General features: G+C 67.6%; 14 protein-coding genes. 9 read left to right on the top strand and 5 right to left on the bottom strand.

The features are described from left to right. The first annotated feature begins 45 nt into the window (after positions 1-45). The 3 genes from A7D17_RS07980 to A7D17_RS07970 are packed head-to-tail and all read left to right on the top strand — an operon-like array spanning position 46 to position 1438. A complete protein-coding gene (locus A7D17_RS07980) occupies positions 46-606 on the top strand; it encodes an RNA polymerase sigma factor (protein ID WP_064508618.1) in 561 nt (186 codons plus the stop codon). Then, positions 603-950, top strand: a complete 348-nt coding sequence (locus tag A7D17_RS07975) for a hypothetical protein (protein ID WP_064508617.1) — start codon at positions 603-605, stop codon at positions 948-950. The genes A7D17_RS07980 and A7D17_RS07975 overlap by 4 nt, the downstream gene beginning before the upstream one ends. Positions 951-955: 5 nt before the next feature. Then, positions 956-1438, top strand: a complete 483-nt coding sequence (locus tag A7D17_RS07970; protein WP_064508723.1) for a DUF3106 domain-containing protein — start codon at positions 956-958, stop codon at positions 1436-1438. Between the two features lie 166 nt (positions 1439-1604). Here A7D17_RS07970 and A7D17_RS07965 read toward each other — a convergent pair whose 3' ends face one another. Continuing rightward, positions 1605-2696: an NAD(P) transhydrogenase subunit alpha gene (locus A7D17_RS07965; RefSeq protein ID WP_064508616.1), complete on the bottom strand. Its 1092-nt coding sequence runs from the start codon at positions 2694-2696 to the stop codon at positions 1605-1607. 197 nt (positions 2697-2893) lie between these two features. Continuing rightward, complete coding sequence (locus A7D17_RS07960) at positions 2894-3493, bottom strand: TetR/AcrR family transcriptional regulator (RefSeq protein WP_064508615.1); 600 nt, start codon at positions 3491-3493, stop codon at positions 2894-2896. 122 nt (positions 3494-3615) lie between these two features. Here A7D17_RS07960 and A7D17_RS07955 point away from each other — a divergent pair, with 122 nt between their 5' ends. Then, the gene (locus A7D17_RS07955; RefSeq protein ID WP_064508614.1) at positions 3616-4479 is read left to right on the top strand and encodes an alpha/beta fold hydrolase; all 864 of its coding nucleotides are present in this window, start codon (positions 3616-3618) and stop codon (positions 4477-4479) included. Between the two features lie 177 nt (positions 4480-4656). On the opposite strand, the gene A7D17_RS07950 is transcribed toward A7D17_RS07955, so the two are convergent. Both A7D17_RS07950 and A7D17_RS07945 read right to left on the bottom strand, forming a co-directional pair. Further along, entirely contained in the window at positions 4657-7011 is a 2355-nt protein-coding gene (locus A7D17_RS07950) for a DUF1631 domain-containing protein (RefSeq protein WP_064508613.1), read from the bottom strand. 222 nt (positions 7012-7233) lie between these two features. Then, positions 7234-9462, bottom strand: a complete 2229-nt coding sequence (locus tag A7D17_RS07945; protein WP_064508612.1) for a DUF1631 family protein — start codon at positions 9460-9462, stop codon at positions 7234-7236. 273 nt (positions 9463-9735) lie between these two features. On the opposite strand from A7D17_RS07945, the gene A7D17_RS07940 reads away from it, so the two are divergent. From A7D17_RS07940 to A7D17_RS07920, 5 genes are read left to right on the top strand one after another with little or no spacing between them, the layout of a single operon-like run. Continuing rightward, positions 9736-10311 carry a nitroreductase family protein gene (locus tag A7D17_RS07940; protein WP_064508611.1) on the top strand — a complete coding sequence of 192 codons (576 nt, stop codon included), beginning with the start codon at positions 9736-9738 and terminating at the stop codon, positions 10309-10311. Next, positions 10308-11294 (top strand): 5'-3' exonuclease, encoded by a 987-nt coding sequence (locus A7D17_RS07935; protein ID WP_064508610.1) that lies wholly within the window; start codon positions 10308-10310, stop codon positions 11292-11294. The genes A7D17_RS07940 and A7D17_RS07935 overlap by 4 nt, the downstream gene beginning before the upstream one ends. Beyond that, positions 11291-11842, top strand: coding sequence for an NUDIX hydrolase (locus tag A7D17_RS23615; protein WP_064508609.1), 552 nt, complete (start codon positions 11291-11293; stop codon positions 11840-11842). The genes A7D17_RS07935 and A7D17_RS23615 overlap by 4 nt, the downstream gene beginning before the upstream one ends. Continuing rightward, positions 11835-12620, top strand: a complete 786-nt coding sequence (locus A7D17_RS07925) for an N-formylglutamate amidohydrolase (RefSeq protein WP_064508608.1) — start codon at positions 11835-11837, stop codon at positions 12618-12620. Before A7D17_RS23615 ends, A7D17_RS07925 begins: the two co-directional genes overlap by 8 nt. 57 nt (positions 12621-12677) lie before the next feature. Next, entirely contained in the window at positions 12678-13574 is an 897-nt protein-coding gene (locus A7D17_RS07920; RefSeq protein ID WP_064508607.1) for a leucine-rich repeat domain-containing protein, read from the top strand. Between the two features lie 185 nt (positions 13575-13759). On the opposite strand, the gene pip is transcribed toward A7D17_RS07920, so the two are convergent. Beyond that, positions 13760-14701 carry a prolyl aminopeptidase gene (gene pip / locus A7D17_RS07915; RefSeq protein ID WP_064508606.1) on the bottom strand — a complete coding sequence of 314 codons (942 nt, stop codon included), beginning with the start codon at positions 14699-14701 and terminating at the stop codon, positions 13760-13762. Between the last annotated feature and the right edge of the window lie 111 nt (positions 14702-14812).

Here is a 14812-nt window from a genome sequence, read left to right as displayed (position 1 = left end):
GGCACTCACACGTTGACGTCGTATCGTCCTCGCGGAAGCTACGCTGTGCTGGTGGGAACCCCTTTCGATCCGCAGCCCGCTGCCCCGGCCGCCGCCCCCGTGTCGCTGGATGCCTTCCTGGCCGGCATCGGGCCGCGTGCGTTCCGCTTTGCCGAGGCCGGTCTGCGGCACCGCGAAGACGCACTGGATGCCGTGCAGGACGCCATGGTGAAGCTGCTCGGCTACCGCGAGCGCCCCGCCGAGGAGTGGACGCCGCTGTTCTGGAGCATCCTGCGCAGCCGCATCATCGACCTGCAGCGCCGCCGGAGCTTCCGCCTGAAATTCTGGGCACCGGCCGAGCGCAACGATGACGAAGGCCCGATCGACTGGGCCGACCCCGGCGTTGGCCCGGTCGGCGAACAGCAACATCAGCAGGCTTACCAGCGGCTGGTCCACGCGCTGCGCGGCCTGCCGGCACGCCAGCGCGAAGCCTTCACCCTGCGCGTGCTGGAAGATCTGGACGTAGCCACCACCGCCAAGGCGATGGGCTGCTCCGAAGGCTCGGTCAAGACGCACCTGTCGCGCGCACGCGACGCGTTGCAAAAACAGTTTGAGGATTTCCTGTGAACCGCTCCCACGATCCGGCCCAGTTCGATGCGCAGCTCCGGCAGCTGCACGCCACCGCCCTCGACAACCTGCCGCCGCAGACGCTGGCGCGCCTGCGTCAGGCCCGCCAGGCGCCGGCGACACGCCTGCGCCACGGTCACTGGCTGCTGGCCACCGCCTGCTCGGCACTGCTGGCAGTCGGGATCGGCCTGCAACTGCGCCCCGGCGACACCTCCGCACCGCAACCGGTGACTCCCCAGGCGATCGCCGGCAACACGGCAAGCACCGAGACTGACGACCTCCTCACGCAGAACCCGGACCTGTACGTCTGGCTCGGGTCCGACACCGCCCTGGCCATGGAATGAGCACGATGACCCGCACCACCCGCCTGCTGTTGACCCTGTTGCTCTGCGCCGGGCCATGCGCCCCGTTGCTGGCGCAGGACCACCCACCGGGTCCGCCGCCACCGATGGATGGCCCCGGCCCGCACGGCCCGGGACTGCGTAACGAAACGCCGATGCCCGACTGGGACCGGCTCACTCCGCAACAGCGTCAGGTCATGATCGATGCCTTGCGCGAGCGCTGGAACGATGTGCCCGAAGAGCGCCCGCGGATGTACCGCCATGCCCGCCGCTGGCTGGACATGACGCCGGAGCAGCGCAAGCAGGCCAAGGCCGGCATGGACCGCTTCCGCAACATGAGCCCGGAGCAACGCCGCGAAGCCAAGGCCTTGTTCGACCGCATGCGCACGCTCAACCCGCAGCAGCGCAACGAACTGCAGCAACGCTGGCAAAAAATGACCCCGGCCGAGCGCAGCGCCTGGTTGCGCGAGCATCCGCCGACGGACGATTGAACCTGCAGCCGCGGCGTGTGCCTGGCTGAGGCGGCTTTCTTCCGCAGATTGGACCGCTGCGTTCGCAGTGGCCTAGGCCGGTGGGCACGACTGCGCTCGCGTCAAGTGCGCTCGCGCCATCTGGAGCACACGCTAGCGCGCTTGATACCTCGTGCGTGCCTGGGCATCACTCGGCACGCGATGCCGACCAACGCGTCTTGGCCAGCAGTTCATCGTCCCAGTCGAACGACAGGGCGCCGTCCTTGATCAACAATGCCGCGAACGCATACACGTTGCGCGCGAACATCTCGCTGGCGTGCACGGCCCCCTGGCTGGCCAGATTGAGCGGGCCGGCGATCGCGATGCCGTCCAGGTCGTAGGTCTCGCCCGGGCGTGTAGCCGCGCAGTTGCCGCCGGTTTCCGCAGCCAGATCCACGATCACGCTGCCAGGGCGCATGCCACGCACCATCTCGGTGGTCACGATCTTCGGCGCGGGCCGCCCGGGCACCGCTGCCGTGCACACCACCACGTCCACGCCCTTGAGGTGCTCGGCCAGACGGCGCTGCTGTTCGGCGCGTTCGTCATCGGTGAGCTGGCGCGCATAGCCGCCCTCGCCGGCGGCGCTGATGCCCAGGTCCAGAAAGCGTGCGCCCAATGAAGCGATCTGTTCGCGCGTTTCCGGCCGCACATCGAAGCCTTCCACCTGCGCGCCCAGTCGCTTGGCGGTGGCGATTGCCTGCAGGCCCGCCACGCCGGCACCGATCACCAGCACCTTGCACGGGCGCATGGTGCCTGCTGCGGTGGTCAGCATCGGAAAGAAGCGCGGCGCCAGTTGTGCGGCGATCAGCACCGCCTTGTAGCCGGCCATGCCCGCCTGCGAACTCAGCACGTCCATCGATTGCGCGCGGGTGGTGCGCGGCAACCGCTCCAACGGAAACGCCACCAGCGCGCGCGCGGAAAACGCCTGCGCGCGCGCCGGGTCGGCATCGGGCGCCAGCATGCCGATCACCACCGCCTGCGATTTGCATTGCAGCAGCAACTCGGTGGGCGGTGCCTGCACGCAGAGCACCACGTCGGTCTGAGCCAGCGTCTGCGCGTCGGCAGGCTGCGCACCGGCGGCCACATACGCCGCATCGTCCATGCTGCTGGCGCGGCCGGCGTCCGGCTCGATCCACACGCGGGCACCAAGCGCGACCAGCTTCTTGACCGTTTCCGGCGTCGCCGCCACCCGGCGTTCGCCCGCCGCCCGTTCTTTCAGCACCAGCACCTGCACAGCCATGCGTTGCTCCGGTCTCGCGCTCCAGTGGCCGCGATGCTAGCAGAGCGCACCGCCTGCGCTGGCGATGCAGGAGGCGGGCAGCAACCCGCCGGCCTGAGGCATAGGCGCCTCGCGGCCTGAGGCATAGGCGCCTCGCCGACCTGAGGCATAGCCGCCTGCATTTGCCGGCATCGGCAGCCGCGACGCCGATCGCTGCGCTAGGGCTCCAGCAAGCCCTTCAACAAGGGAGCCATCACGATCTCCGGCGCAAAGGCACGCAAGCGTTCGTGCCGGCCGTCGATCACCAGCGAGGCGTAGCCGTGCACCGCGCTCCAGCTCAGCAGGGTGCGTTGCTCCAGTAGCGCGGCATCCGGTTCGCTGCCATGCCGGGCGATCCACTGGGCGCGCACCGTATCGCGCAGATACGCCATCGCCGCCTCGCTGACCTGCACCAGCCGTGGCAGGCCGCTGGCACGCACGTCCAGCCCCAGCATCAAGCGGAACTGCTGCGGAAACTCCACGGCAAAACGGATATAGCCCAGCCCGCAACCCAGCAGCGGATCGTCCAGTTCCTGCTGGGTGGCGCGGATGCGCTCGAGCATGCGCTCGTAGCCGTCGGCGGCCAGCTCCGCCAGCAACCCATCCAGCGAGCCGAAGTGGTGCGCCGGCGCGGCATGCGACACGCCGGCTCGCCGCGCGCATTCGCGCAAGGTGAGTCCCCGCAGCCCGGATTCGCCCAGCAAGGCCCAGCCGGCACGTCGCAGCGCGGCCGGCAGGTCGCCGTGGTGATAGGCAGCAGGGGTCGCTGATCGCGGCATGGCGGTTCGCTTATCGGGACCGCAGTGCAGCAGATAATCTTGACGATGACAAGATTCAGACGCCAAACTGAACGCACATCTTGTCATCGACAAGATCGCGATCGCCTCCACAAGGAATGCCCATGAGCTCGTCCATCGCCAGGCTGCGCGCGCGCTTGCTGCGCGGCCTGTTGGCCAGCGCCAGCCGGGTGGCGCCCGGCCCGACCGGCCGCTATCTGGCGCGCCGCTTCGTCACTCCGGCGCCTTCCGGCCGTCGCCAGGCCGCCGACATCGCCGCTACCCTGGACGATGTTCAGCACCAGACCCTGCACATCGACGGTTTCGATATCGCCGTCTACCAATGGGGCGATCCCACCCGGCAGCCGTACGTCCTGCTGTCGCATGGCTGGGCCAGCTATGGGCTGCGCTTTGCGGCCTGGGTACCGCAGCTGCGCGCGCTCGGCTATGCGGTGCTGGCCTTCGATCAGGCCGCGCACGGCCTGAGCAGCGGCAAGATCAGCAATCTGCCGCACTTCGTGAAAATTCTTGCCCAGGTCGGCAGCCGCTTCGGGCGTCCCGCGGTCCTGATCGGCCACTCTTTGGGCACCGCGGCGGCGGTGTTTGCCGATGCTCCGGCATGGCGGCCGCAGCGCTATGTGCTGATCGCCCCGCTGGTGGAGCCGGCCGGTAGCGCGAGGCGCCAGTTCCAGGCCGCCGGCATTGCGCCAGCGACGTTCGTGCCGTTCGAAAACTGGTTGATCCAGCTGACCGGCACCTGCTTTGCCGACTTCGATGCCAGCCCACATCTGCCGCGGTTCGATCGCCCGGCGCTGGTCATCCACGATCGCCGCGATCGCGAAACGCCGTGGGAAGAAGGCGCCCGCTTCGCCGCGCTGTGGCCCGGCGCGCAGCTGTTCACCACCGAGGGGCTGGGGCATAACCGCATGCTCGATCATGCGTCGGTGATCGCGCGCGCCCTGGAATTCATCGGACCGGCCGCGGCGTAAGCGCCTGAACTCGTGGCAGTGCCGGCGGGTAACGCGGCGATGCGATTGCCGCAGGCGGGAGTGCGCGCGCCGATGCGACGCGCCCTGCGCAGCCGTGGAAACCGTTGAAAACGAGGCAGGCAGTGCACGTTCGCGATCAAGCATGGCGCCAGCCCGGGCGCGCGACGACTGCAGTGCTCAGTGCACCGTGCTGTTGTTGTGCAGCGGGTCCAACCGGTCGATCACGCCCTGCATCGCGCTGTCGAAGGCGCCATCGTTGATGTGCTCGCGCAAGCGGCCCAACCGCACCATCACCGCCAGTTCTTCCGGCGAGGCGACGCAGAAACGCACACCGCGCCGGTTGACGAACAACAACCGCTGCGAGATCGGGCTCACCCATGACAACTTGCCCGCCTGCACCTTGCCGTCCTTGTCGACAAAATCCAGCCAGGTGCCGATGTCCATGGCGCGGAAACGCTCGGCATCGGCACTGTCGATACTCTGCGCCACCGCTTCGGCACCCAGCACCACGCTGACGCTCTCGGCAGCCGGTGGCGGCAGGTTGACCTGCGGCAGTTCCGGCAACGCCTTCTCCAGTTCCGGACGCGCCTCGGCAATGGCCTGCAGCGTGTCGTGCAGCGCGGTGATCGCCACCACCACCGCATCGCCATGCAGCCCTACGCTGGCGAAGACGCGGTGCAATGCCGGCTGCCAGACCTGCAGCCAGGGCTTGCCGATGATGTGGCGGCGCGCCTCGGCCAGTTCTTCCAGAACGCCGTCGGCCAGCGCCAGCGCTTCCACCATGCCGGGGCCTTCATCGCCATCGCGCAGGATCGCCATGGTCAGATGATGCAGCCACGGCTGGCGCAGGAAATCTTCCACTGCCTTGGGCAGGGCCGCGCCTTCGGGCACGCGCTGCTCCAGTTCCGACAGCGCGCGGCTGCGCGCCAGTTCGAGTTTTTCCTGGCCGCGCTGGGTTTCGGTGGCGCGGCGCTCGGCAATTTCCACCCGGCGACGGTGCTGCGACAGGAAGTCGCGGAATTCTTCTTCCAGGGTCAGGAAGATCGCCAGGTTTTCGTTGAATTCGGCCACCAGGCGGTCGACGATTTCCTCGACCTTGCCCATCAGCACGCGCTCGGCGGCGCTGTCGCCGTTATTGCCTTCGCAGGCCTCGGCCAGCGAATTGAGCAGGCGTCGCGCCGGATGCGTCTTCTGCACGAACATCTTGCGGTCCAGCAGCGCCACCTTGACGAACGGCACCACCAGCCGGCCGATCATCTCGCGCGAGCGGCTTTCCAGATCGCGTTCGTCCAGCATCACGTCGAACAGCATGCCGACCAGGTCGATGGCGTCTTCGTCCATCGGATCGAGCTTGGCGGTGGCCGGGTCCACGCCCAGCCGCGTGGCGCTGTTGAGCACCTCGTTCTTCAGGCGCTGCGCGAGCGATTCGTTGTCGTCGCCGATGGCCGCCTGCAACGTTGCGCTGGGCGTGGCCTGCAGCAGCGACAGCACCGACATCATTTCGCGCTGGCTCAGCGGGCGCTGCTGACCCACCGCCACCGACGCGGCCGATGCGGCGCTGTCGCGCACGCTGCGGGTCTGCTGCAGCAATTCGTGCAAGGCATCCAGCAGCATGCCCTGGCTGCCGCCGGGATGATCGGCGTCGCCGTCCATGCCACCACCGCCGGCACCCTCGGCGTGGCCGCGCTGTGCGGCCGCCTGCATGCGGCCACGGCTATGCGCCCAGCGATCCAGGAAGCGGTTGGCCCAGGCCGGCGCGTACTGGTCGCCCTGCTCGTCGCCGCCCATCTCGGTGCCGCCCTGCGCCTCGGCCTGCGCGCGTTCTTCGGGCGTCTCGCCCCGCGGCTGCATGCGCGGCGGCGGGCGCTTGGGTTGGGAGATTTCCGGCATCACCCCGGCCTTGGCCAGCGTTTCGTCCAGGCGCGCGTACAGCTTGCCGATCGGCTCGGCCAGATCGCGCTCGCATAACTTGATCAGCACCAGACGCACTTCCGGCGCCAGGTCGCAGGTGGCGAAGGCTTCGTGGATCGCCACGCCCAGATGTTCCGGTCCGAACGGGTTGGTGTCGGCCACCAGCTCCAGGCCGCCCGCAATCCAGCCCAGGCGGCGATCGACACGCGCCAGCACCTGCTTGAAATCGCGCAGCAGCACGGTAGCCAGGTTGCGCACCGCCAGCCGCGACTCGAGCACGTGTTCGGGCACCAGGCTCAGCGGGCCGGTGCCCATGTCGCCGGCCAGCACCACTTCGGCCGACAACGGGGTACCGAGCAGCAGCGCCTGCCAGCCGTCTTCCAACTGCTGGCGGAACTGCGTGGCCACGTCCTCGCGCTTGCGGCGCAACTCGCGCATGCCATCGAGAAACAGCAACTGTGACGCGCCCGCGGATTCGGCGCGATCGAACAGGACATCATCGAAATGTGCGACTGCAGCTGCAAACACCTGTACGAGCGGCGGCACGAATGCGTCGTGCGCCTGTTCGAGCAAGCGTTGGTCACGGCCCGGGTGTCCCGACGGACTGGGCTGAAAAGTCATGCGCAAAGGCTCCCCGCCTCTGCAGGCGTGAAAATATTCAAACGAGGAATAACAGACGCGGCCCCAAATTCCGCCCCCGCATGGTAGGCGTTTCGCTCGTTTGTTAAATGTGACGCAGTTCTCACTTTACTCGTGACTGCCCAGGGTTTGCGTGTCGAAGCTCCATCCTAGCTTGCAACGGCACGGTGGAGCCTGCCGCTGATCGTTATCTGCCTGCGAGGGTTAAGCCTTCAGCGTGGCAGGCGCGTCCAGCGCGTCGACCACATCCTGCATCGCGCTGTAGAAGGCGTCTTCTTCGCGGTGCAGGCGCAGCCGGTCCAGCCAGACCATCATCGCCAGCTCTTCCGGCGAGGACACGCACAACCGCCCGCCGCGCCGGTTGACGAACATCAGCCGGCCCGAAATCGGGCTGATCCATGACAGCTTGCCCGGCTGCACCCGGCCCTCGCGGTCGACGAAATCCAGGCTGGTGCCGATGACCATGGTGCGGAAAAAGTCCGCGGTGATGCGGTCAAATTCCACCTGCGCGCCGGCGTCGAGCATCGGCGTCAGCGGCTCGGCGACCGGATCGGCCGGGCTCGGCGCCAGGCTCAGCGCTGTCAGGGTGGGCGCATGCCGGTCCGTGGCGTCGGCAGCCGGCGTTGGCGTCAGCGCACGCCGCAGCTCCTGCAACGCCTGCTCGGCCTCCCGCGGCCCCAAGCCGGCCAGCGCGAAAGCCTGCAGCAAGGGCGCTTGCTGCGCTTCGAATGTGGCCGCGTCGCGCGCAGGCGTCAGCTGGGCCAGCACGGTATCGCCGAGCGCGATGGCAGCCTCCACTGCCGGGCCGGCACCATCGGCGCGCAAGGCGGCCTGCTGCACGCCGGGGTGCCAGACGCGGCTGAGGAACTGCTCCACCACCGGCGGCAGCGGCCCGCGCGCCAGGCGCTCGTCCAGCGCCAGGGCCGCACAGCGGCGGGCGCGTTCGCGGCGTTCCTCGGCGCGCTGCAATTCGTTGGCGCGGCGCTCGGCGATCTCCACACGGCGCCGATACTGCTCGTAGCTGGCGCCGAATTCGGCCTCCAGCGCCAGGAACAGCGCCGGATGCTCGTCGAACTCGCGCACGATGCTGGCCACTGCCGCATCCACCTGCGCCAGCAAGGCCTGTTCGGCCGGGGTCTCGCCGCCGTTGCCATCGCAGGCGTCGACCAGCAGGTTGAGCAGACGCCGCGCCGGATGGCCATCGCGTACGAACAGGTGGCCATCGAGCATCGCCAGTTTGGCCATCGGCACCAGCAACTGGCCGAGCAGGCCGCGCTGCGCATCGGACAACTGGCTCTGCACCAGGATCGCCTCGAACAACAGCGCGATCAGATCCAGCGCATCGGCATCGCTGGGGTCAAGGCCAGTGCTGGCCAGGTCGACTCCAAGCGAGGCCGCTGCGCGCATGAGGTGCTCGCGCAGCGCATGCGGCAGGCCTTGTCGCGCCTCGTCGATGCTGTCGAATCCAGCCCGGGGCATGGTCTGCAGCAACGACAGCGCCGACACCACCTCGCGCGGCGACAACCGCCGCTGCGCGGCCGACGCCGCAACGCCACTCTCCGGCTCGCGCTGGCGGCGCGCCCGCAACCGCTGGTGCAGCCCGGCCGGCAATACTTCGCGACCGCTGCGCAGATGCACATCGATGACCTCGGCCCCGACCAGCGCGCCCTGCCCGCCCGGCCAATCCGCAAAGAAGCGTGCGATCCAGTCCGGCGTGTCGGCCGCATCCTCGCCGCCGGCCTGGCCCTGCCGCGGAATACCGCTGCGGCGCTGCCGCGCCTGCGGCAATTCGCGCAGGCGAGCGACCTGCGCCAGTGCCTGCTCAAGCTCGGCATAGCGCTGACCCACGCGCGGCATCAGCTGCTGCTCGCATACCTTGAGCACCGCCAGGTGCACCTTGGCCGTCAGCGTCACGCCCTGGAACGCCTCGTAGAGCGCAACGCCCAGATGCTCCGGGCCGAACGGATTGCTGTCGCCATCGATGCGCAACCCGCCGGCGATGAAGCCCAGATAGCGGTTGAGCCGCATCAGCTCCGGTCGCCACTGATGCTGCAGTGCCCCGGCCAGGTTGCGCACCGCCAGCCGCACCTCCAGATCGTGTTCGGGCAACAGGGTCAGCCCGGCGGCGCCGCGTGCCAGGGTGCGCTCGGCCGACAGCGGGCGCCCGGATTCCAGCCCCTGCCAGGCCTTGGCCAGATGCCCACGGAACCGTGCGGTGATCGGCTCGCGCTGCTGCCGCAAGGCCTGGATCGCCTCCATGAAATCGTTCTGGCCCGCGCCGGCGTTGGCGGCCAGTGCGAACAAGGCCTGCGCCAGCGCGTCCTGGACGTCGATGAACGCGTCGGCCAGCGGCACCAGCACGATATCGCGCACCTGATCGAGCAGTTGCGGGTTGCGGCTGGGCAGCGGGTCGGTGGAAACGAACTGGGTCATCGGACGACGCACGCAACGAGCACGAGGAAAGGCGAACACCCTGCATCACGCGGGGTCAGGCGGATGCGAACGCGCGCACGGGTCGCAGTGTACGTGGGCCGCTACCGGTTGCGCGCAGCCTTTTCAATGCGGCAGCGGCACGGCCGCTACGCCAGCCATTGCCGCTCACGCCCGCCGATCACGCCCGCCCGGCCGTCCCGCGCCTCGCCGCAGTGGGGCGGGCGTTGGGGAGCGCCCGTCTATAATCGCTGCACTCCCCCAGAACCCTTACCTATGCACGCACCGTATTCGCTTCAGGCGCTGGATGCGCGTCGCTCGGTTCCCTCCAAGCAGTTGGGCGAACCCGGCCCGGATGAAGACACCCTGCTGCGCATGCTGACCTCGGCCGTGCGCGTGCCCGACCACGGCAAGCTGGTGCCGTTCCGGTTCCTGCGTATCCAGGGCGATGCACGCCACGCGCTGGGCGATTTCCTTGCCGAGCGCACCCAGGCCGCCGATCCGTTGGCAGCGCCGGCGGCGGTGGAGAAAGACCGCAACCGCTTCAACGACGCGCCGCTGGTGATCGTGGTGATCGCCACGCTGCAGCCGGACCACAAGGTGCCCGAGCAGGAGCAACTGCTCACTGCCGGCTGCGTGTGTTTTGCACTGCTGCAGGCCGCACAGGCGCATGGTTTCGGCGCGCAATGGCTGACCGCGTGGATGGCCTACGACCCCGCGGTGGGCGGCTACCTGGGCCTGCAGGAACACGAACGCATCGCCGGCTTCATCCATATCGGTACGCCGCGCCTGCAGGTGCCCGAACGCGAGCGCCCGGACCCGCGCACCCTGCTGCGCGACTGGACTCCATGAGTACGCTGCCCGGCGCCATAGCAGCGGCGCTGCCGGGCGGCCCGCGACCGGAGCCGCTGTATCTGGTGGATGCCAGCCTGTACGTGTTTCGCGCCTGGCATTCGATTCCGGATGAATTCCAGGACGCGCAGGGCTGGCCGACCAACGCCGTGCACGGGTTTGCGCGCTTCCTGCTGGATCTGCTCGAACGCGAGCATCCGCAGTACATCACCATCGCCTTCGACGAGGCGCTGGACAGTTGCTTCCGGCATGCGATCTACCCCGCCTACAAGGGCAATCGCGAACCGGCGCCGGACGCGTTGCGGCGCCAGTTCGCCCATTGCAAGGCGCTGTGCGCGGCGCTGGGGCTGAGTGTGCTGGCCCACCGCGAATACGAGGCCGACGATCTGATCGGCAGCGCCCTGCACAGCGCGCGCGGGCACGGCCTGCGCGGCATCATCGTCTCGGCCGACAAGGACCTGTCGCAGCTGTTGTTCGAACACGACGAGCAATGGGACTACGCGCGCAATCTGCGCTGGGGCATGGATGGAGTGAAGGCACGCCATGGCGTGCATGCGCACCAGATCGCCGACTACCTGGCGCTGTGTGGCGATGCGATCGACAACATTCCCGGCATCACCGGTATCGGCGCCAAATCAGCAGCGGTGCTGCTGGCGCATTTCGGCAGCCTGGATGCGCTATTGGAGCGCATCGACGAGATCCCGTTCCTGCGCCTGCGCGGCGCCGCGCAGATGGCGGCGCGGCTGCGCGAACAACGCGAACATGCGCTGCTGTGGCGCCAGCTCACCACCATCGCGCTGGACGCGCCGCTGGACCTCACCGCCACCGGTTTCACGCGTGCACCGGCCGATACCGACATGCTGACCGGGCTGTGCGACAGCCTGCGCTTCGGCCCGCTCACGCGCCGGCGGCTACTGGCCGCCTGCACGGCCGCCACGCCGCCCCTTCCTCCCGCTTCCCTGTCCCAAGGCCCGACGCCATGAACCGACACGACACTCCGCCCACCGTGGTCTACGAAGGCAAGTACCAGCGCATGGTCGTGCGCGGTACCTGGGAATACTCCGAACGCGTGCATGCCGGCGGCCTGGCCGCGATCATCGTGGCGGTGACCCCGGACGATGCGATGTTGTTCGTCGAACAGTTCCGCGTACCGCTGCAGGCGCGCACCATCGAAATGCCGGCCGGTCTGGTCGGCGATGTGCATGCCGACGAATCGATCGAACTGTCGGCCATTCGCGAACTGGAAGAAGAAACTGGCTGGACCGCCGAGCACGCCGAAGTGCTGATGATCGGCCCCACCTCGGCCGGTGCCAGCAGCGAGAAGATCGCCTTCGTGCGCGCCACCGGGCTGCGCAAAGTCGGCGCTGGCGGTGGCGATGCCAGCGAGGACATCACCGTGCACGAAATCCCGCGCGCGCAGGTCGGCGCCTGGCTGGTGCAGAAGATGGCCGAGGGCTACCAGATGGACCCCAAGCTATGGGCCGGCCTGTACCTGGCCGACCACGCGCTGGACGGTACTCCGCGTGGCTGATGCCGTGGCCGAGCCCTTGCTGGGCGCCGGGGATCCGGCGCCGTTCACCGTCTACAACGCGCAGGCCGCATCGCCCTGGCTGTTGATCGCCGACCATGCCGGCCAGCGCGTGCCGGCACGGCTGGCCAACCTGGGCCTGCCGCAGTTTGAGCTGGACCGCCATATCGGCTGGGATATCGGCATTGCGCAGGTCACCCGCCTGCTGGCCGAGGCGCTGGATGCGATTGCCATCACCCAGACCTATTCGCGGCTGGTGATCGACTGCAACCGGCCCGATGGCGCTGCCAGCCGGATGCCGGAGATCAGCGACGGCACCACGGTGCCCGGCAATCTGCAGCTGACCCCGGCTGAGCGCCAGCAGCGCATCGATGCCATCTTCGCGCCGTATCACGGCCGCATCGCCGCCGAGCTGGACGCGCGTACAGCACGCCGGCAACCGACGCTACTGGTGTCCATGCACAGCTTCACCCCGGTGATGGCTGGCAACGCGCGCCCCTGGCATGCCGGCGTGTTGTACCACCGCGACACCCGGCTGGCGCATCGCCTGCTGGACGCCTTGCGCGCAGAACCGGACTTGGTGGTTGGCGACAACCAGCCGTATGCGGTCATCGATGCCACCGACTACGCCATTCCGGTCTACGGCGAAGGCCGCGGCCTGCCACATGTGGAACTGGAGATCCGCCAGGACCTGATCGCCGATACCGCCGGGCAAACGGCGTGGGCGCAGCGATTGGCGCGCGTTCTTCCAGCGTTGGCCGATGGGTTGCTGCAGCGCTGATCGGGAGCGAACCAAAAACCTGGAGGCAGGGCGCGTTCGACGAAAGGAGGAAGCACGATGACGGAAACTCTATTCGAAGCCGATGAGCGCACGATGGAGAACCTGATGGAGGGCCCATGGGCCAGCATCGAGGGAAAAACCCATGGGCTGTCGCGCCGGACTGCATTGTTCAACAAGAGCGGCTTCGAAAAATACAGCCACCTTATCGATGCATATGGGTGTGACGGCTTCGCGATCGCGCCTGAGGATGTCGTGCAGGGCGAGTTGAAGGCGCATTTTTCGCCAGACTTCAGCAAGATAAAAAAGCGCGATGCGATTGTGGAGATCGGCATCCTGGGCAATAGCGTCTTCGCAGAAGACTTCGACTATGACGTGTTCAAAGGCTTCAGCAACGTCAAAGGACTCACGACACAGAACGTGTCTTTCGGCCCCCTCCTTCCAACCCTCTTCCCCAAGCTTGAAACGTGGCAGAGCCTTGACTGGAACAGCAACAAGCTCCACTCCCTCAACGGTGGCTGGACCAAGCTTGTGCGTCTTTCCGTCCAAGGATTCAGCGGGTCGCTGGACGTCTTCGACGGCCGCCCCATCCGCAAGCTTTTCCTGATCTCGTCAACGATAAAGAAGATCGACGAGATTGCACGCTGCACCTCACTTGAAGTCTTGCAGTTTGTCGCCTGCCGCCTTGCCGGCGACGTCTCATCACTGTCGCGCCTTGCACAGCTGCGCGCGCTGCGCTTTGAAGGCAAAAATAAACTGCAAGGCTGGGAGTCCCTGCACAGCGAAACCTTACGGAATTTCTGGGCAACGGATCTGCCGTGCCGCTTCCGTCCAGAACAATTTCCACACGTCGAACACTATGTCATCAACACCTACCGGAACAAGGACCCGTTCCGAATGGTTGTTGGTGATCCAGACGAGATCGAAGAAGCATTCGCCAGCATCTTCACCGAATAACCCTTCGCATCGACGCCAGGCTGGTAATGGGCGTAGTTGAATCGCATGAGCGACGCGCTTTCGCGTAGACACGAAAGCGCAGAAAGATCGACGCTACGCTCGGTGCGCGCCATGGCGTCATGGCGTGGTGGCTGCCTGCAACGGGTGCGGCAGGTCATGATGGCAGCCGCACCCGTTGCGATCGCTCAGGCGAACCGGTCTGTGGCACGCACCAATGCATCGACATTTTCCGGCTCGAACGCCGAGTGCCCCGAGGCCGGGCTGATCTGCAGCTGCGCCTTCGGCCAGACCTTGTGCAGATCCCAGGCGCTTTGCAGCGGGCAGACCACATCGTAGCGTCCGTGCACGATCACGCCGGGGATATCGGCGATACGGTGCGCGTCGCGCAGCAACTGGCCTTCCACCTCGAAGAAGCCCTGGTTGACGAAGTAGTGGTTCTCGATGCGGGCGAAGGCCAACGCAAAGTGCGCGTCCTCATGCCCGGTGACGAAGTCCTCGTCCACATGCAGGAAGCTGGTGGCGCCCTCCCACACGCTCCAGGCCTTGGCAGCGGCCAGCCGCGTGGCCTCGTCGTCGCTGGTCAGGCGGCGATGGAAGGCAGCGATCAGGTCGCCGCGCTCGTCCTGCGCAATCGCATTGATGTAGTGCTCCCAGGCATCCGGGAACAGCCGGCTGGCGCCTTCCTGATAGAACCATTCCAGCTCGAAGCGGCGCAGCAGGAAGATGCCGCGCAGCACCAGCTCGGTGACCTGCTGCGGGTGGGTCTGCGCGTAGGCCAGTGCCAACGTGGAACCCCAGCTGCCGCCGAACACCTGCCAGCGCTCGATACCCAGATGCGTGCGCAAGCGCTCGATGTCGGCGACCAGATCCCAGGTGGTGTTGTCGGTGAGATCGGCATGCGGGGTGGACCGGCCCGAACCGCGCTGGTCGAACAGCACGATGCGGTACTTGGCCGGGTCGTGGAAGCGCCGCATCTTGGCGTTGCAACCGCCGCCCGGGCCGCCGTGCAGCATCACCACCGGCTTGCCTTGCGGGTTGCCGCACTGTTCGAAGTACAGCGTGTGGCGGTCGTCGACCTTCAGGCTGCCCTGCTCGTAGGGGGCGATCTCGGGATAGAGCGTGCGCATGCGTCGGTCCTGGGCGAAAACCCGCATTGTATCGGCCGGCGGCGGAAGGCACTGCCTGCGGCAAACCGCGCAGGGCGACGGCAGAGGCAGTCCTCCATCACCGGGCGTTGC

It is taken from the genome of Xanthomonas floridensis (assembly GCF_001642575.1).
In the GTDB taxonomy this organism is placed as follows: domain Bacteria; phylum Pseudomonadota; class Gammaproteobacteria; order Xanthomonadales; family Xanthomonadaceae; genus Xanthomonas; species Xanthomonas floridensis.
This window is presented reverse-complemented; position numbering and strand designations above follow the sequence as displayed.

Excerpts from the sequence above, each read along its gene's own strand:
- A7D17_RS07970 (WP_064508723.1), top strand. The coding sequence starts at position 956 with ATGACCCGCACCACCCGCCTGCTGTTGACCCTGTTGCTCTGCGCCGGG.
- A7D17_RS07965 (WP_064508616.1), bottom strand. The coding sequence starts at position 2,696 with ATGGCTGTGCAGGTGCTGGTGCTGAAAGAACGGGCGGCGGGCGAACGC.
- A7D17_RS07960 (WP_064508615.1), bottom strand. The coding sequence starts at position 3,493 with ATGCCGCGATCAGCGACCCCTGCTGCCTATCACCACGGCGACCTGCCG.
- A7D17_RS07955 (WP_064508614.1), top strand. The coding sequence starts at position 3,616 with ATGAGCTCGTCCATCGCCAGGCTGCGCGCGCGCTTGCTGCGCGGCCTG.
- A7D17_RS07950 (WP_064508613.1), bottom strand. The coding sequence starts at position 7,011 with ATGACTTTTCAGCCCAGTCCGTCGGGACACCCGGGCCGTGACCAACGC.
- A7D17_RS07945 (WP_064508612.1), bottom strand. The coding sequence starts at position 9,462 with ATGACCCAGTTCGTTTCCACCGACCCGCTGCCCAGCCGCAACCCGCAA.
- A7D17_RS07940 (WP_064508611.1), top strand. The coding sequence starts at position 9,736 with ATGCACGCACCGTATTCGCTTCAGGCGCTGGATGCGCGTCGCTCGGTT.
- A7D17_RS07935 (WP_064508610.1), top strand. The coding sequence starts at position 10,308 with ATGAGTACGCTGCCCGGCGCCATAGCAGCGGCGCTGCCGGGCGGCCCG.
- A7D17_RS23615 (WP_064508609.1), top strand. The coding sequence starts at position 11,291 with ATGAACCGACACGACACTCCGCCCACCGTGGTCTACGAAGGCAAGTAC.
- A7D17_RS07920 (WP_064508607.1), top strand. The coding sequence starts at position 12,678 with ATGACGGAAACTCTATTCGAAGCCGATGAGCGCACGATGGAGAACCTG.
- pip (WP_064508606.1), bottom strand. The coding sequence starts at position 14,701 with ATGCGCACGCTCTATCCCGAGATCGCCCCCTACGAGCAGGGCAGCCTG.